The organism is Paraburkholderia sp. SOS3, from assembly GCF_001922345.1.
GTDB lineage: Bacteria > Pseudomonadota > Gammaproteobacteria > Burkholderiales > Burkholderiaceae > Paraburkholderia.
Genome location: NZ_CP018812.1, coordinates 284864 through 302945 on the forward strand (window position 1 = coordinate 284864; position 18082 = coordinate 302945).

Below are 18082 nucleotides of genomic sequence, written 5' to 3' on the forward strand. Positions count from 1 at the left end.
ATGTTGCGCATGAGGTCGCGCGCCGCTGCGGAGCGAAATCGTTGAGCACGCAACTCGCGTTGCTCGTCATCGGCGGCAGCGCGATCGCGGGCTTCGTATCGGGTCTGGCCGGCTTTGCATTCGGCCTCGTCGCGATGGTGTTCTGGGCATGGACGCTGCCGCCGCAAGCGATCGGGCCGATGCTCGTGGTCGGCTCGCTGGTCGGCCAGGTGCTGACCGTCGGCACGGTGCGCGGCCAGATTCGCCCCAAAGTGATCGGGCCGTTCATTGCAGGCGGAATGATCGGTGTGCCGATCGGCGCCGCCCTGCTGCCGATCATCAATCCGACCGGCTTTCGCATCGGTGTCGGACTGTTGCTGATTGTCTATTGCGGCGTCATGCTCGGGGCAAGAAATCTTCCGAGGGTAACCGCCGGTGGTGCATGGGCCGATGGCGGCATCGGCATGATCGGCGGTATTCTCGGCGGCATTGCGGGTCTCGTGGGCCCCGCACCGACTGTCTGGTGCATGCTGCGCGGCCATCACAAGGACTTGCAGCGCGCGATCTGCCAAAGTTTTTTTATCGCCATGCAGTCGCTGACGCTCGTCATGTACGCGCTGACCGGCCTCATCGGCCGGCAAACGCTGATGCTGTTCGCGTGGATGCTGCCGTCCACGCTGATTTTCGCGTGGCTCGGATCGCGTCTGTACGTGCGCATCTCCGATACGGCATTCAGGCGCGTGCTGCTCGCGCTGCTGTTTGCATCGGGTGTCGCGCTGCTCGGCACATCGCTCGTTCACGCGTTGCGCTAACTGCGTGCATCGGTCCAAGCCGCATATCGGCGGCCAGTTCGCGGAGAACCCGCCATGAGTGCGATTCGCTATTTCGTCACGTTTCTCTCGGTTGCGCGGCACGGCTCGTTTGCCGCGGCCGCCGACGAGGTATGTCTCACGCAAGCCGCCGTGAGCCAGCAGATGCGTTCGCTCGAACGCGATCTCGACATGGTGCTGTTCGAGCGCACGCCGCGCTCCGTCTCGTTGAGCGAACAGGGCCGCACGATCCTGCCGCTCGCGGAAACGCTCGTCGCGAACTATCGCAAGATTCTCGCGGCCGGCGAGCGCGACGAAGTGGCCGGTGTCGTACGCGTCGGCGCGCTCGTGTCGTCGCTGATGGGCGCGTTCGCCGATGCGATGCTGAACCTGAAGCGCCGCTATCCGCGGCTCGAGCTCAAGCTTTTCACGGGGCTATCGAGCGATTTCGCGACGCGAGTGGAAAGCGGCGAACTCGATGCGGCCATCGTCACGCAATCGCCAGCCGGGTTTCCCGCGATGCTCAAGTGGACCGCGCTCTACAGCGAACCGATGGTGCTCATTACCTCGGCGGAAGATCCTCGCACCGACGTCGACGCGCTATTGCAGGAACCGTATATCCGTTTCGACCGGCAAACGTGGACCGGCATCCTGATCGAAGAAGCATTGCAGGGGCTCGGGGCTTCGGTGCACGACATCATGGAATTGAATTCGCTCGAAGCGATCTGCGAGATGGTGAAGCGCGGTTTCGGCGTTTCGATCGTGCCGCGTCTTGCGAACGCAAACTGGAATGAGGAGTCCGGCCTGCGAGTGACTGCACTGCCGGAGCGTATCGCACCGCGCCGTGTCGGCTTGCTCGAACGCCGCGAGCATGATCGCGGCGCGTTCACCGACGCCGTGAAGCGTCATTTCACCGGCGGCGCCGACGAGCCGGCCACAACCGCTTCGCGCGGCGCGGGTACAGATGCAGGCGTCGCGTCCGCCGGCGTGGCGGTGGGTGCATCGTCGAGCAACGACTGACCGGGCCGCACGCGCGTGAACTGAACGCGGCGGCGCGTCGTTTCGAGCGCGCCGTCGTCGAGCATGCGCAGGCACATATAGTCGGATGTCTCGAGATCGCCCGCGTCGGGGAAATCTTCGCGGAAGTGCGCGCCGCGCGAGTTCTCGCGCAGCAGCGCCGATTCGGTGATCGCGCGGCTCACGAGCGTGAGATTGCGCAGATTCAACCAGTCGTGCCATGACAGATTGAACCGCAAATCGCGGCCGTCGACGCCCGTGCGATCGAGCCGCGCCTCGATCTCGAGCAAGGCGCCGCGGGCGCGCTCGAGGCCCTGCGCATCGCGCAGAATGCCGACGTCGTTCCACATCAGGTCGTAGAGCGTTTCGCGAATCGCTTCGAGGTCGCCATCGGGCTTGCGTGTAAGCGGCGCGCGGCATCGTTCTACCGCACGCTCGATCTGGCCGCGGTCCGCTTCTTCGTCGCGCCCATGGCGCGGCACCCATCGCGCCAGTGTTTCACCTGCAATGCCGCCGAACACGGTCGAATTCGCGACGCCGTTGCCGCCGAGACGATTCGCACCATGCACGCCGCCCGCATCTTCGCCGGCGACGAAGAGGCCCGGCAGCGTCGTCGAGCAGTCGGCCTCGAACGCGACACCGCCCATCATGTAGTGCGCGGTCGGCACGACTTCGACCTGACCGCCCGCGAGATCGAAACCGCAATCGGCGCAGCGCTCGACCATGCCCTTGAAGCGCTGGCGCACCGACTCGGGCCCGAGATGGTCCATGCGCAGATAGACGCCGCCGTTCGGCGTCGCATTGCCCGCGCGCAATTCGCGGAAAATACTGCGCGATACGATATCGCGCGTCGCGCGTTCGCCGCGCGGATCGTAGCGATGCATGAAGCGCTCGCCGTCGCCGGTTAGCAGGTAACCGCCCGCGCCACGCAAGCCTTCTTCGAGCACGGTACCGGTCATGCGCGTATGGGTGCCGGCCAGCAGCCCCGTAGGATGGAACTGCACCATTTCCATATCGCGCAGCGTGAGGCCCGCGCGCATGGCCATCGCCATGCCGTCGCAGCTCTTGTCGCCGCTCGGCGTGTGGTACTTGTACATCGTCGGGCCGCCGCCGGTCGCGAGCAGCACCGCTTTCGCACGCACGAATACGAACTCGCCGCTGCGCATGTCGATCATCAGCACACCGGCGAGCGCGCCGCCCGACTGCGTTTCGATGAATTCAACCGCGCGGTGTTCTTCGAGGCGCGCGATGCCGCGCGCCCAGACCTGCTCGGCCAGCCGGTTGATGATCTCGATGCCGGTCTGGTCGCCCTTGTGCACCGTGCGATCGAAGGTCTGCCCCGCGAACGCCTTCTGCTTCAGCGTGCCGTCCGGATTGCGATCGAAAAAGCAGCCGAGCTCGTTTTCGAGTTCGTGAATGCGTTCTACCGCGCGCGTGACGAGCGTCCACGCGAGATCCTGGTTCGACAACCATTTGCCACCCTCGATCGTGTCCATGAAATGACGCTCGATCGAGTCGCCTTGCGCGAGCGCGACGTTATAGCCGCCCTGCACCATGCGCGTACAGCCGCATTTGCCGAGCAGGCCCTTCACCGCGATCGTGATGCGCAACTGCGGCGCTGCGGCGTGCGCGTGCAGCGCCGCGAACAGGCCCGCGCCGCCGCTGCCGAGAATCAGGATATCGGTGTCGTACTGCTTCATCTGCGTGGACTCCGGGTCGGCTTTATCAAGGCTGCGAACGAACACCGAGCGACGCGAGCACCTTGGCGCGCTGCGACTGCGTGTTCTGCTGCACTGTCGAGTAGACGCTGCCGCCGTGGCTATCCATTGCAACCAGGAGCGGCCCGAACTCGCCGATCCTGAAGCGCCACAATGATTCGGGGTTCAGGTCGTCGAGGTCGACGTCTTCGATCTGCTCGATCCAGGTCGTTTCGAGCGCGGCCGTGCCGCCGACAATCGCGAGATACACGCCGCCGTGTTTCGCGAACGCGTCGGCGGAGCCCTGCGCGAGGCCGCCTTTGCCGATCACGATGCGCACGCCGTATTGCGCCATCAGCGGCTCGGTGAAGCGCTCCATGCGCATCGACGTCGTCGTGCCGATGCATACCGGCTCGTAGCCGGCTGGGTGTTCGGCCGATGCCGGCACGCGACGCACGTTCGGCGCCGTATGAATGACCGCATGGCCATTCAGATCGAAGCGCGTCTTGCGGCCGCGATCGAACATATGAATCTGCGTGGCGTCGCGAATGCCGAACAGCGTGCCGGTCAGCGTCACCATGTCGCCGATTTTCAGTTCACGGATCTGCGCCTCGGTGACGGGCATCTGCAATACGTGGTGCGTCATTTATCAGGTCTCCTCGCGGCCGGCGTCCCTGGGCCCCGGTGTCGGTTGATTCCGGTTTCCCATGGACAGCCCATCAATAGCCGTATTCGACTTCACCGCGCGTCAACGTCGCGCGTGCGCGCCGCGCCGAATGGCATTGCATGTTCACCGCGACCGGATTCATCGTGATGTGCGTCGCGGCAAGTTCGACATGCACGGCGAATGCGGTCGCATCGCCGCCGAGCCCTTGCGGACCGACGCCGAGCTGATTCACCGCGGCCGACAGCTCCGCTTCGAGCGCGGCCGCATGCGGATCGTCGTTGCGCGTGCCGAGCGCGCGCGTTGCCGCGCGCTTCGCGAGCCACACGCAAAGGTCCGAGGTGCCGCCCACGCCGACGCCGACGATCGTCGGCGGGCAGGTCTTGCCGCCGGCGTCGATCACGCAGTCGATCACGAAACGCTTGATCGCGTCGATGCCGTCGGCCGGCGTAGCCATCTTCAGAAACGAGTTGTTTTCGGAGCCGCTGCCCTTCGGGATCATCTCGATCACGAGCGTATCGGCGGTCGAATCGAAGTCGAGATGGATTGCCGGCATCAGCGGGCCGCATGACGTCTGTTCGTTCTGTCTCGTCAACGGATGGACGACCGACGAGCGCAGCGGATGTTCGCGCGTCGCGCGCTCGCAGCCGCGGCGAATCGCCTCTTTGAGCGCGACCCCATCGAGCGCGAGTCCGGAACCGATCGTCACGTTGTAGATCGGCAAGCCCGTGTCCTGACATAGCAGGTTGTCCGCGCTTTCAGCGACGCCGATATTCGTGCGCATGATGCCGAGCACGCGGCGCGCGGTGTCGTCGGTTTCCGCGCGCTCGAGACGCGCGATGCCGTCCTTGATGTCCGGCGGCAATTGCTTCAATGCGCGAATGTACAACTGCTTCGCGACTTCTTCGACTTGCTGCATGTCCATCGGGTGGTCTCCATCGCGCTCGAATACTGGCGCGCCGGGTCTTGTTAAACAGGTTGCGCCTTAACAATTACAACGTGAGCGACAGCGCGAAGGCGAGCCCGATCACGAGCGCGCCGCCCGCGGTCGCTGCGATCAGATTCTTGCGCAGGCCGCTCCACGGGCGGTATTCGATCAGCAGAACGCGCACGCCGCCGATCAGATGCGCCGCGAGCAGCGTGACAAGCCCCCATTCGGCAAAAACAAACGCGGGCTGACGCGTGACCGCGAGAAACGAATCGAACGCGGCGGCGCCATGCAAGGCGGTGCCGAGCGCCCAGAAATGCATCGGCAGGAAAACGGCGAGCGCGAGGCCCGACAGGCGATGCACGAGAAATGCCCACCACGCGGGATGATTGCGCGCGCGAACGTCGGCACGACGGCCGGGCGTTTTGCGGCGGCCCGCAGCAGCGGTGCTCGCGGCATGCAATGCATCGAGTTCGCTCATAGCGGCCCTCCAGTCAACGCGAAGACCGCGCGCAAGCCTGCAATGGCCAACATCAGGCCGACCAGCACGCTGACGGCGAACACGCTCGGGCCCCGCCACCGAAGCCATTCTTCGGCGATGCGGCGTAAGCCGACCGGCACGTGCGCGGCGGCGGCCAGCACGAATACCGTATAAAACAGGCCCCAGACGACGTTGCCATGCAACCGCGCGAGAATCGCACCCGCGGAAAGGCCGCCATGCACAACGGCAATCATCGTGATCAGATGTACGGTCACGCACACCGCGAGCACCATTGCCGAAATGCGCTGTACGCGCCAGCCGCTCATCGCTGCCTTCATTCGAGTGCTCCTCGCGGTGCCTTGCCGTTCAAACGCTTCAGGCCGGCTATGCTCGCGGTTGGCGCAAGCGACTTCGGACAGCGTTCGGTGCATGAGCCGAGCGTGTGGCACGAATGGCAACCCGCGTCGTTCGATATCGCGGCGACGCGCGCCTGCTGCTGCGTGTCGCGCACATCGTTGACGAGCGTCCATGCGCGGTTCAGTGCGGCCGGGCCGAGGTAGTCAGGATTCCAGGCGACGACGTCGCAGCTCGCATAGCAGACGCCGCAGCCGATGCATTCGATGCCTGCATCGGCGGCCTTACGCTCGGCCGATGCCGGATCGACACGTGCCGCCGGGTCGGCGCGCGTGCGCTGGCCCGCGAAATAACCTTTCGCATCGCGCCACTTATCGAAGAAGCCGGTCATGTCGGTGGCAAGGTCTTTCACTACCGGCAGGTGATTGAGCGGCGCGATTTCGAGGACGTCGTCGGCGTGGCGCATGACTTTCGTCACATGTGTACGACAGGTCCAGCGCGCGCGGCCGTTGACCGTCATCGCACATGAACCGCACATGCCGACGCGGCAGGCGAAGCGATACGAGAGCGTCGCGTCGAGATGGCGCTGGATATGAATGACGACGTCGAGAACCGTCTGGCTCTCCATGCGCGGCACGTCGAAGCGCTGAAACTCGCCTTCTTCGGCACCGCGCCAGACGCTTACTTTCAGTGTTGTGGGGGTAGCGCTTGGCATCCTGGCTTTTGATTCGCGTGGGGCAGCGAAGCCAGTCTACGGTGCTCGCGCAGCGGCTGAAAGCCAAACATTTTTGCGGCGAGATAAAGAATTTCTTTTGCTCAGAGCGTGCCCGCCATGTTGCGCACCCAAGTGGCGAAATTCTCGTTTTCGAACTCGTACGCGTCCCTCGGCGACTTGACGACAACGCCTTTTGCCGCGAGGCGCCCAAGCGCGCGTTGGACATGAGTAGCGCCTAGCGCCTCGATACCCAGCTGTTTCCTGAAGTCCGCCATCGCGTCGCGGGTAAACGGCCTGAAAAGAGGATTTCCCGCGACTTCCCGAACCAGCAAGCGTTCGAGTGCGCTCAAGCCCTCCCACGTGGTTTCATGGCCTTCCGCTCCGGCCAGCTTCTCGATCTGCAGCGACACCGCGGTATCGAAAGACATGCGCGGCTGCATCATCAGCGTAATTGCAACTTCGAGCAGCGGTTCCGGACGGTGGTGAAACTGCGCGAACGCGGCCTTCAACTTTTTCTCGTTGAGCTTGCGCGAAGTGGCAGCCGCAAACCGCTTCGCAACGAATTGCACGAACGCTTCGTCGAGCAGCGGAAAGTCTTGCAGCGGATTCGCTGCCGAATAGAGCGGCGCACGCGTGTCCGTAAAAACATGGCCGAGCTGCGTGCGCGATGAACCGGTGAACACGACTCGAAGATTGTCGCGATACTTCGTCAGCGCCGTACGCAGCGCGCGCGCCACGTCTTCGCCTTCTTCGCTTCGGCCGAGAGACTGGGCTTCGTCGACGAGCAGCAGCACGGGCCTGCGCCGCGTCAGATCACCAAGTAATTCGTCGAGCCGCAGTGCCGCAGCGGTGGCGGCCCGCTTTTTGTCGTCATTGAGTTCGATCGCGCCTTCTATCGACGTGCCGGCGATTTCAGCCTTGCCCCTTAACGACTTCACGGACGGCGCCAGCCTCGCTTTCAGCTTCTTCGCGAATGTGTCGGGCTCCTGCGGTAATTCCAGCGCGTGCAGCAATGCGGCAGCAGGTGTTTGCCGCGTTTGCCAAAGATCGGCGTAGACGACGTGGTAGCCCATCTGCTGGGCAGCGGGCGCCAGATCCTGCCGCAGAAATACCGTTTTGCCCGTGCGCCGCGGCGCAAAGATGGTGAGCGACGCGAGAATGCCCGAATTCAGCGCAGCCAGATAGGCGTTGGCCAGATCCGGGCGAGGAAAGTGCCAAAGCTCGGTCAGCTTCATGAATTACACAAAATTATTGTCGATTTGAGTAATTATACACACCGGTGATAATTTCGTGTAATGGCCGCCAGGTAAGGAGCGGCCGAGCCGGCGGCCGTGCCGAGGCGCTTGCCAGCGCTTCGGGTGCCGCCTCGCGCGCTCAGGCTGCCTGGCGGTAATAGAGGTTCTGCGGATGACGCGCTTCGGCGAAAAAGAACCAGCGCTCGGCCACGAGCCCCGCGTACTGGATCGCACACGCGGCGCATAGCAGCACGGCCGACAGCGCGACCGAACCGACGCTGCCACCCAACGCAATCAGCACGAACGGCACCGGGAACGCCGCGATCAGAAACGTCCACTTGATGCGCTGCAGTGTTTGCGGCGTCTTGCCATGGAAGAACTCGCGCAGATTGAACGCGCCAGCCGTAAAGCCGCGCGATTTCTGGACGACCTTCGCCGAACGGATACCGGTCGCGCTTTGCACCGTCGATTTCGGACGCAAGCGCGCATTGCGCCTGAGCGACGCGACGCGCGCGACACAGCCGGCGAGCGTCAGCACGCACGCGCAGACCGCGAGCCCCGGCACGAGCGTTGGCGCGCACCACGCGGCGCTTGCCGTCGCGACCGTGAAGCCCGACGCGCAGCCGAGCAGCACGAAATTCACCATCGTGAGCGGTGTCGCCCACTCCTGCAGAAAGCGCAAGCACGCATAGATCATCGACGTGCAGACGAACAGTGCGCCGCTCGCGAGCACAGCGATCGCGCCGGCCGCGAGCGAATACGGCAAGCCAAGCGCATGCAGCACGCCGTACGCAAACACGCATGCGAGAAACACCGGCAACGCGAGGCATTCGCGCGACAGCCACGACGTGCGCCACATCGCGATCGCGCGCCACGCGCGCTCCGGATGTCCGAGGTGAAAAAACGATGCGAACAGTCCAAGCACGCCGAGCACGACCGACAGCGCGGCGCCGGCGACAAAGAACGCCTGCGGCGGCATCGCGATCAGGCCGAGCTGCGCAACGAGTTCGACGCCGAAGAGCGCGATCATCAAGCCTTGGCCCGCTCCGCTCAACGTCGTCAGAAATACAACCGAGAAAGCCGGATTCATCGTGGGGTCTCCTGATTCTTTTAAACGCGCGTCGCCATCGACGCGAGATCGACCGTGCCGTGCTCGAGCCCGGCCGTCCCCGCCGTATGACTGTGCCCTTCGTGGTCCGCGCTTCCGGCATCCGAACCGCACGAGCATGACCCGCTGCCGCACGCGGTGGTCTTCTGCCGCGGCAAATAGTGGTTTGCGGGACGCGTGCCCCACTCCGGCATCAGCTGGTACCCGCCGCGCTCGCGAATCGCCTTCGATACGACGGATTCAGGATCGTGGATATCGCCGAACAGACGCGCCGACGTCGGGCACGCGAGCACGCAGGCAGGCTTGCGGTCGCGCTCGGAGAACGCCTCGTTGTGAATGCGGTCCGCGCAGAGCGTGCACTTCGTCATCTCCTTGCGCTCTTCGTCGAGTTCGCGCGCGCCGTAGGGGCATGCCCACGCGCAGTATTTGCAGCCGATGCAGCGGTCGAAGTCGACGAGGACGAGGCCGTCTTCCTTGCGCTTGTAGCTCGCGCCGGTCGGACACACGGGCACGCACGGCGGATCCTCGCAGTGCAGGCACGATTTCGGAAAGTGGATCGTATCGGCGAGTGGAAATTCGCCGGCCTCGAAGGTCTGCACGCGGTTGAAAAACGTGCCGGACGGGTCGGCATCGTAGGGACGCGCATCCGAAAGGCTGCCTGCCTCGCCGGACGTGTTCCATTCCTTGCAGCTCGTCACGCAGGCGTGGCAGCCGACGCAGACGTTCAGATCGATCACGAGCGCCATCTGGGTCATCGGGGTGCTCCTCAAATATCTTTCGAAGTTTTGACAGTCCGGCGCAAACGCGCCGCGAATTCGCCGCTCCCCGCGAAATAGGTCTGCACGATGCGCTTGAACGTGCCGACCGATCCGGGCAGCGGCTGCATCGGCGCGAATTGCGGCAGCGTGTGATCGGCATCCGCTTCGGCCGGATAGACGCGCACGCGCACGTCATACCACGCGGCCTGGCCGGTAATCGGATCGGAGTTGGAAATGCGCGAGGGCGACTGAGCGGAAGAGGTTTTGCCCGCCTTGCCATCAACGGGCAATTCGTCCGTGATCAGGTGATTGAGCAGAAAGCCGCGCTGCGATTCGTTGGCGTCGGGCCCGAGATTCCATGCGCCCGCGGCCTTGCCGATCGCATTCCATGTCCACACCGTGCCCGGTTCGACCGCCTCGCTATAGCGCGCCATGCAACGCACCTTGCCCCATTGCGATTCGACGTAGATCCAGCCGCCGTCTTCGATGCCCTGCTCGCTCGCCATGCGCGGGTTCATAAACAGGTAATTCTCGCCATGAATCTGGCGCAGCCAGGCGTTCTGCGAGTCCCACGAGTGATACATCGCCATCGGCCGCTGCGTGACCGCGGCCAGCGGAAAGCGCGCGAGATCGGTGGTGTCGCGTTCGAGCGGTTCGTACCAGAACGGCAGCGGATCGAAGTAGCGTTCGACGCGTTCGCGCAGATGGTCGGGCGGCTGACGTCCCTTCGTTTTGCCTTGCGCCGCCAGACGGAATTTCTGCATCACGTCCGAATAGAGCGCAATCACAATCGGTTCGGGAAACTTGCGAAAACCCTTTTCGACCGCGAATTGCAGATACGGACCATTCTGGCCACGCATGTACTGCATCGTTTCGGGCAGCGTGTAGTGGTACACGCAGTTGTGTTTCGCGTATTGCTCCCACTGATTCGGGTTCGGCTTGCCGACCAGCGCATCGCTGCCGTCCTCGCCGCGCCAGCCGATCAGGAAGCCCACGCCCGAACCCGGCGCGGTTTCATGCTTAACGATGAACTCCGGATAGTCGCGATATTTGCGCGTGCCGTCCGGCTTCGTGAAAGCCGGCAGCTTGAGACGGCTGCCGAGTTCGATCAGCACTTCCTGGAACGGCCGGCATTCGCCGCTAGGCGGCACGACCGGCACCCGCACGGAATCGACCGGACCGTCGAATTCGGAGATCGGGCGGTCGAGCATCGACATCGCATCGTGACGTTCGAGATAGGTCGTATCCGGCAGAATCAGATCGGCAAACGCCGTCATCTCCGACTGAAACGCATCGCACACGACGATAAACGGAATCTTGTATTCGCCGTTGTCGTGCCTGTCGGCGAGCATCTTGCGCACTTCCACCGTATTCATCGACGAGTTCCATGCCATGTTGGCCATGAAGATCATCAGCGTATCGATCGGATACGGGTCGCCGCGCCAGGCATTCGTGATGACGCTATGCATGAGCCCGTGCACCGCGAGCGGGTACTCCCACGAGAACGCCTTGTCGATGCGAACCGGTTCGCCGTGCTCGTCGATAAACAGATCTTCGGGCGCAGCCGGCCAGCCGAGCGGCCCCGTTGCAAGCGGCGTGTTCGGCTTCACCGCATCCGGGCTGTTCGGCGGTTTCGCCGACGGCGGCACCGCGCGCGGAAACGGCGACTTGTGGCGAAAGCCGCCCGGCCGGTCGATCGTGCCGAGCAGCGACATCAGCACGGCGAGCGCGCGAATCGACTGGAAGCCGTTCGAATGGGCAGCCAGGCCGCGCATCGCATGAAATGCAATCGGATTACCGGTTACGGTCTCGTGCGTTTGGCCCCATGCATCGGTCCAGCGAATCGGCAGCGTGATCTTGTGATCGCGTGCGGTATCGGCCATTTCGCGTGCGAGACGACGAATCGTGTCGGCGGCAATGCCGGTGATTTCAGCTGCCCACTCGGGCGTGCATTGCGCAGCGCGTTCGCGCAGCAGTGCGAACGACGGCGTGACCGGTGTGCCGTCGTCGAGCGTATAGCGGCCGTCGAGCGCGGGCGTAGCGCCCGGCGTGTGATGCAGCACCGGGCGCTGGCTTGCGCTATCCCACCACAAATGATTTTGCGGAAACAGCGGATTGCTTTCCGGTGCGTCGAGATTGCGCACGAACAGGCCGAACTCGTCGCTTTGCTCGTTCATATTGAGCAACTCGGCCGCATTCGTATAGCGTTTGACGAATTCGTGATCGTAGCTGTCGGTGGCGAGCAGTTCGTGGATCAGCGCCATGAACAGCGCGCCGTCGGTGCCGGGTCGAATCGGCACCCATTCGTCGGCAATCGCGGCGTAGCCGGTGCGCACCGGATTGATCGCGATAAATCGGCCGCCCGCGCGCTTGAACTTCGAAATCGCAATCTTGAGCGGATTCGAATGGTGATCTTCCGCGGTGCCGATCATGAAGAACAGCTTCGCGCTGTCGAGATCGGGGCCGCCGAATTCCCAGAACGAGCCGCCTATCGTATAGATCATGCCGGCAGCCATGTTCGCCGAGCAGAAGCCGCCGTGCGCCGCATAGTTCGGCGTGCCGTACTGCTTCGCGAAGAGACCGGTCAGCGCCTGCATCTGGTCGCGGCCCGTGAAGAGCGCGAACTGCTTCGGGTCGGTGGCACGCAGATGCGCAAGCCGCTTTTCGAGCGTGGCGAGCGCCACATCCCATGAGACCGGTTCGAACTGCGCCGTACCGCGCTCGGCGTCCGCCTTGCGCATCAGCGGTTGCGTCAGACGCGCCGGCGAGTACTGCTTCATGATGCCTGACGAGCCCTTCGCGCAAATCACGCCCTGATTCAGCGGATGCTCGGGGTTACCGTCGATGTAGCGCACTTCGCCGTCGCGCAAATGCACGCGAATGCCGCAGCGGCACGCGCACATGTAACACGTCGTGGTTTTGACCTCGAGCTTTTCGTTTTGCGTACGCGCGTGATGTTCCATGCTTGCCCCATACCTCGCAAAGTCCATTCGATAAAACAGACGAGAGTCCGCTTTTCATCGTAGAGGCGTTATAAGCAAATGAAAAATCGTTATTTCGAATCCGTTCTATCGAACCGACCGATAGTTTTACGCGCGCTCCCGCGACGCCCCGGCTCTGGCGCCAAGCCTTTGCTGGCGGGCGATTGCGGGCGCGCGCGGTCCCGAAAGCGCGCGCTTTTCAGGAATTCCGGCCGCTGGTTACCGAAAGGCTAATGAATGGTTCAGGTCGAGGCGGCGACGCGGCGCTGCCTTGAAAGCGACGCCGCGTCACTTATGACCGCGAGCGAACCCGTCAGGCGTTATGCGCTGAGCAACATTGCGCGACGTGTCGGCACGGTGCCCGTCACACGTCCAAGCGGCGCGCCGGCCGTCACGAAGCGGATCGCGCGACGCATGTACAGCACGCCTTCGTTGCGGCTCACGACTGTCGTCGTCGCGTCGGTCAGCGGATCGATGATGTCGAACAACGGTTCGCCCGCGCACACGGTCGCACCAATTTCGGCGCGATGCACGAGGATCCCGCTCGCCGGCGCATACAGCTGTTCACTACCGGCAAGCGGCGTAGGAGACATCAGGAGCGCGGGCAACGGTCTCGCCTCGCCGCGCAGCGCGCCGCGATGCGTCAGATAGTCGATCAACGCATCGCCGTCCTGCTGCGCGACGTCATACGATACGTCGCGCTGCCCGCGGCACTCGACCGTCACCGCGGCGGTGCCCGTGCGTACCGGCTTGCTCGCCGGCAACGCCTGCTGCAGTTGCCACCAGAACAGGCTATGCGCTTCGTCGAACGACTGGCCGCCCGAGTCGTTCGCAAGCATCGACGCGCGCGAACCGAGATAGCGCGCCAGCGGTTCGAACTGCGCCCAGCCCGTTTCGTTCGTATAGAGATGCATTGCGGCTTCCTGCGAACAGTGCAGATCGATCACGATGTCCGCGTCGAACGACAGCTTCAGCAATTCATGCTGCAACGATTCGAATTCGTCGACAGGGGTGTGGAGTTCGAGTTCATCGTGCATCAACTGCCGGACGATGCGGCGGTTCTCGAGCGGATCCGCGCCGAGCGTCTCTTTCGCGCGCTCGATCGCCGCATTGAACGGCAGGAAATGGCGGTTGAAATTCCTGCCGCTGCCGAGTTCGAAGCGCCCGACGAACTGGCCGAGCACGTACTGCGACAGCCCGATCGGGTTGGCTACGGGCACGAGCACGATTTGCGCAACGAGCGCGCCTTGCGCTTCGAGTTCGACGAGGCGGCGCTTCAACAAGACGGCCGTTAGCATCGCCGGTGTTTCATCGGCGTGCAGCGATGCCTGGATGTAGATCTTTTCGTCGCTTTGCGCCGGGCCGAAACGGAACACCGTCAGCTCGCGGCGCGTGCCGACGGCGGGTGACAGAAGCGGGATCGATTGCTGGTTCATCTCTGGCGGCGCCGGTTATGAAAAGTTCGGCGTCATGCTACGGCGGTTCGACCGTTTAGTCACGGGGCGCCTGAAGCTGCGGCGCACCGCCCCACTACCCTCGGCACAGGCCGCGCGAACCCTGCCGCGAGCGTCGTTCCCGAATCGGCTCACCGTTGGCGCGGCTGAGCAATCATCTTTTCAATTCGAAAATACTGTCGATCTCGACGGGAATGCCCATCGGCAACGTATGCACGCCCAACGCGCTGCGCGCCGGCAATTTGTCTTCGCCGAACAGGTCGCGCAGCAGATCGCTCGCGCCGTTCGCCACCTGAGGATGCTGCGTGAACGACGCATCGGCGCGCACATACACGGTAAGCCGGCTGCAACGGTCGACCTTGTCGAGACCGTATTCGTCGTCGATGCAGGACAGAATCATCAGCATCGTGAGCTGGGCCGCGCGCTGCGCCGCTTCGAGCGACAGCTCCGTGCCGACCATTCCGACGACAGGCTTGCCGTTCTCGAACGGACCAAGCCCCGATACATACATCTGGCTGCCCGATATCGACACCGTACGATACGAACCGAGCGGACGGATCGGAGCGGGCAGTTCGAAGCCGAGTTGCGCAAGGCGCGAGGGGAGGTTCATGGCTGGGTTCCAGGTAAAGTTGAGCCTTGCTCGCGCGAGGCGAAAGGCAAAGGCCGAAAGGCCCGTACGTCTGGAACAGCAACCTGTGGCGCTTTATTCCAGAACCCGGATAAAGCGCCACCGAAAGGAAAGAAAGAAACAGCCGAAAACGAAAACGTTACGCGTTGGCCTTGGCAGGATAGCCGCCCGCGTCGTCAACGCGTTGCCGGATCGCGGCCGCGCCTTCCGGCTCGCCCGTAACGGTACCGGGCATCTCGCGGCCGCGCAGCGAGCAACCTGCGGTCTCCCTGACGAACAACAGCGCGACCATGCCGACCACACACGCGGCCATCATGTAATAGGCGGGCACGAGCGTCGAACCCGTATGCGCGACGAGCCAGTCGTTCGCCATCGGCGCGGTGCCGCCGAACACCGACGTCGAGACGTTGTACGCAATCGCCACGCCGGCGTAGCGCGCCTGGGTCGGGAACATGGCGGGAAACATCGCCGAAATGCTCGCGAGTTGCGGCACGTACAGCAGTCCCAGCACGGCGAAGCCGATCAATGCGCCGGTCACGCCATGCGACATCAGCGTGAACATCGGCACTGCCGCGACGAACAGGCCGACGAGCGAGATCCACCAGACGCTCTTGCGGCCGATGCGATCCGACAACGCGCCCGAGAACGGCAGCAGCACCATCATCGACAGCATGCCGATCAGCGGCACGAGCAACGACATGTTGTCGCTCATATGCAGCTGCGTCTTCATGAAGGTCGGCATATAGGCAAGCAGCACGTAGTTCACCACGTTGAGTGCGATCACGAGCCCGCCCAGCAAAAGCATCGGCCTCAAGAATTGTCCGACGAGCTGCCCGAGCGGCATGCCCGTCTGCTCGTCGTGCTGCGCAGCCTCGGCGACTTCGCGGAACACTGGCGTATCTTCGAGACGAATCCGCAGATACAGGCCGATCAGACCGAGCGGCGCCGCGACGAGAAACGGCAAGCGCCATCCCCACGCATGCATCGTGTCGCTGCCGAGCGCGACGGAGCAGCCGAGCATCAGAAACGCACCGAGCGAGAAGCCCGCGAGCGTGCCGAATTCGAGGAAACTGCCGCACAAACCGCGTTTGTGGTCCGGCGAGTATTCGGCCATGAAAGTCGCCGCGCCGCCGTATTCGCCGCCGGTCGAGAAGCCCTGGATCATGCGCAGCACGATCAGCAGCGCCGGCGCCCACCAGCCGATGCGCTCGAACGACGGCAACAGGCCGACGCACAGCGTGGCGATGGACATCAGAATAATTGTCAGCGACAGCACATGCTTGCGTCCGACGCGATCGCCGACCGGTCCCCAGAACAGCCCGCCCAACGGCCGCACCAGAAACGAAACGGCAAAGGTCGCGAGCGCGAACAGCGTTGCCTGTGCGGTGCTGCCCGGAAACAGCGCCGCCGATACATAAGTCAGACCGTAGCTATAAATGCCGTAGTCGAACCACTCGGTGGCATTGCCCATCGCCGAGGCGGCTATCGCTCGCCGCAGCGAGCAGCGGGGCTGGGGTGTGATATTTCCCTCAGCCATGGGTCGCGCGTAGCTCATTGGTCGTCATCCGTGAAACGTGAACCGGCCGGCGCCGAGCATGGCACCGGGCTATGGACTCACGATACAGAGCGACAAATTAATCTCAGGTGTCCCAGGACAATCGGCAGGCTGGGGTTTTCCCGCACATCCGGCACCGCGGCAAAAGCGGTGCGACGATGCCGCGCAATGGTGCACGGTGCGCACGCGCGCGGGGCAGCGCGCTGCGACCGAAACGCAAAGGCGGCAGCATCGTCATCGTCGGACCCTGCGGGCCCGAAGCCGCGTGCCCGGCGCTAGCGCACCTGACGCGCGCCGCGCATCCCGAAGCCCGCGAGCGCGCCGACGACGCACAGCACAGCCACATACAGTTGCGGCGCATCCGGATTCGACTTCAGCATCAGCGACACCGCGATCGGCGTCAGCCCGCCAAACACGGCATAAGCGACGTTGTACGAAAGCGAAATGCCCGAGAAACGCACGGTCGGCGGAAACGCGTTGACCATCGCCACCGGAATCGCCGCCACCGAACCAACGAAAAAGCCCGTCACCGCGTAGTACAGAATGAGCGACGATGGATCGGCTGCGACCCGCGTGAACATCGCGTAGTACGACACCGCGAGCAGCAGGCAACCGACGAAAATCGTGCGCGCCGCGCCGAAGCGCCCGGCGAGCGAGCCGAAAATCACGCAGCCGATCGTCAGGCACAAGGTCGCGACCGAGTTCGCCGCGAGCGTCGTCGCGGCGTCGAGATGAAAGCGCTTTTGCAGCAGCGTCGGCGTCATCAGGATCACGACGACGATCGCCGCGGTCAGCGTCCATGTGAGGATCATCGAAACCAGCACGGGGCCGCCGTGATCGCGCAGCACGGCCTTCAATGGCACTTCGGACGCAAGCGACTTGCGCTGCTGCATTTCGACGAACACCGGCGTCTCCTGCAGCCAGCGGCGCATGAAGGCGGCGAGCAGGCCGAACAGTCCGCCGATCAGGAACGGAATGCGCCACGCGAACGCGACGATTTCCTCATACCCGTAGCGATGATTGACCGCCGATGCGATCAGCGAGCCAAGTAGAATGCCGGCAGTCAAACCGGCTGTGAGCGTGCCGCACGCATAACCGACGTAACGGCGCGGCACATGCTCGGAGACGAACACCCACGCGCCCGGCACTTCGCCGCCGACCGCCGCGCCCTGCAGCACACGGCATATGAGCAGCAGTACGGGCGCGACCAGACCGGCCACGTCGTACGTGGGCAGAAGTCCCATCAGCAGGGTCGGCAGCGCCATCAACAGCACGCTCAGCATGAACATCCGCTTGCGCCCGACGAGGTCGCCGAAGTGCGCCATGATGATGCCGCCAAGCGGGCGCGCAATGTAACCGGCCGCGAAAATGCCGAAGGTTTGCACCTGCCGCAACCAGTCGGGAATCGATGTGGGGAAGAACAGCTGCCCGATCACCGCCGCGAAAAACACGTAGATAACGAAGTCGTAAAACTCGAGCGCGCCGCCGAGCGCCGCGAGCACAAGCGTTCTATGGTCGCTGCCCATTAGTGGGCGGTGGGGGATGAAAGAGGCTTGAGTATCGGTGGTAGTCATCGTTGGAGATCTTATCGGTACAACTGCACGATGGGTGTCCGGGATCTGAAGGCCGTTTGAAACGATGCGGCTTTCAGCATTCGGCTTCTGGCGGGGGCATCAGGCAGGGGCATCAAGCTTTCACAACACCTTGTCGCCGAGGAAT

The 18082-nt window shown here is 63.7% G+C and carries 16 protein-coding genes; 2 read left to right on the forward strand and 14 right to left on the reverse strand.

Features of this window, described 5'->3' with window-relative positions:
* Positions 1–41: 41 nt before the first annotated feature.
* Positions 42–791 (forward strand): sulfite exporter TauE/SafE family protein, encoded by a 750-nt coding sequence (locus tag BTO02_RS21320; RefSeq protein WP_075159245.1) that lies wholly within the window; start codon positions 42–44, stop codon positions 789–791.
* 54 nt (positions 792–845) lie between these two features.
* A complete protein-coding gene (locus tag BTO02_RS21325; RefSeq protein WP_075159246.1) occupies positions 846–1808 on the forward strand; it encodes a LysR substrate-binding domain-containing protein in 963 nt (320 codons plus the stop codon).
* On the opposite strand, the gene BTO02_RS21330 is transcribed toward BTO02_RS21325, so the two are convergent.
* The 14 genes from BTO02_RS21330 to BTO02_RS21395 all read right to left on the reverse strand — a co-directional run bounded on the left by BTO02_RS21330 (position 1694) and on the right by BTO02_RS21395 (position 17937).
* Positions 1694–3505 carry an L-aspartate oxidase gene (locus tag BTO02_RS21330; protein ID WP_075159247.1) on the reverse strand — a complete coding sequence of 604 codons (1812 nt, stop codon included), beginning with the start codon at positions 3503–3505 and terminating at the stop codon, positions 1694–1696. The two genes, BTO02_RS21325 and BTO02_RS21330, sit on opposite strands and share 115 nt — an antisense overlap.
* Before the next feature lie 25 nt (positions 3506–3530).
* Positions 3531–4148 carry a FumA C-terminus/TtdB family hydratase beta subunit gene (locus tag BTO02_RS21335; RefSeq protein WP_075159248.1) on the reverse strand — a complete coding sequence of 206 codons (618 nt, stop codon included), beginning with the start codon at positions 4146–4148 and terminating at the stop codon, positions 3531–3533.
* A gap of 73 nt (positions 4149–4221) precedes the next feature.
* Positions 4222–5091 carry a fumarate hydratase gene (locus tag BTO02_RS21340; protein WP_075159249.1) on the reverse strand — a complete coding sequence of 290 codons (870 nt, stop codon included), beginning with the start codon at positions 5089–5091 and terminating at the stop codon, positions 4222–4224.
* Positions 5092–5158: 67 nt separating this feature from the next.
* Positions 5159–5575: a succinate dehydrogenase, cytochrome b556 subunit gene (gene sdhC / locus BTO02_RS21345; protein ID WP_075159250.1), complete on the reverse strand. Its 417-nt coding sequence runs from the start codon at positions 5573–5575 to the stop codon at positions 5159–5161.
* A complete protein-coding gene (locus BTO02_RS21350; RefSeq protein ID WP_075159251.1) occupies positions 5572–5913 on the reverse strand; it encodes a succinate dehydrogenase in 342 nt (113 codons plus the stop codon). The genes sdhC and BTO02_RS21350 overlap by 4 nt, the downstream gene beginning before the upstream one ends.
* Positions 5910–6644, reverse strand: coding sequence for a succinate dehydrogenase/fumarate reductase iron-sulfur subunit (locus BTO02_RS21355; RefSeq protein ID WP_075159252.1), 735 nt, complete (start codon positions 6642–6644; stop codon positions 5910–5912). Before BTO02_RS21355 ends, BTO02_RS21350 begins: the two co-directional genes overlap by 4 nt.
* A 101-nt stretch (positions 6645–6745) precedes the next feature.
* The gene (locus tag BTO02_RS21360; RefSeq protein WP_075159253.1) at positions 6746–7879 is read right to left on the reverse strand and encodes an AAA family ATPase; all 1134 of its coding nucleotides are present in this window, start codon (positions 7877–7879) and stop codon (positions 6746–6748) included.
* Between the two features lie 139 nt (positions 7880–8018).
* Positions 8019–8969, reverse strand: a complete 951-nt coding sequence (locus BTO02_RS21365; RefSeq protein WP_075159254.1) for a dimethyl sulfoxide reductase anchor subunit family protein — start codon at positions 8967–8969, stop codon at positions 8019–8021.
* 20 nt (positions 8970–8989) lie between these two features.
* Complete coding sequence (locus BTO02_RS21370; protein ID WP_075159255.1) at positions 8990–9742, reverse strand: 4Fe-4S dicluster domain-containing protein; 753 nt, start codon at positions 9740–9742, stop codon at positions 8990–8992.
* An 11-nt stretch (positions 9743–9753) separates the two neighbouring features.
* The gene (locus tag BTO02_RS21375; protein WP_075159256.1) at positions 9754–12708 is read right to left on the reverse strand and encodes a molybdopterin oxidoreductase family protein; all 2955 of its coding nucleotides are present in this window, start codon (positions 12706–12708) and stop codon (positions 9754–9756) included.
* 338 nt (positions 12709–13046) lie between these two features.
* Entirely contained in the window at positions 13047–14162 is a 1116-nt protein-coding gene (locus BTO02_RS21380; protein WP_075159257.1) for a succinylglutamate desuccinylase/aspartoacylase family protein, read from the reverse strand.
* Positions 14163–14334: 172 nt separating this feature from the next.
* A complete protein-coding gene (locus BTO02_RS21385) occupies positions 14335–14790 on the reverse strand; it encodes a RidA family protein (RefSeq protein WP_075159258.1) in 456 nt (151 codons plus the stop codon).
* A 157-nt stretch (positions 14791–14947) separates the two neighbouring features.
* Entirely contained in the window at positions 14948–16363 is a 1416-nt protein-coding gene (locus tag BTO02_RS21390) for an MFS transporter (RefSeq protein WP_075159259.1), read from the reverse strand.
* A gap of 275 nt (positions 16364–16638) precedes the next feature.
* Positions 16639–17937, reverse strand: a complete 1299-nt coding sequence (locus BTO02_RS21395; RefSeq protein WP_075159260.1) for an MFS transporter — start codon at positions 17935–17937, stop codon at positions 16639–16641.
* Between the last annotated feature and the right edge of the window lie 145 nt (positions 17938–18082).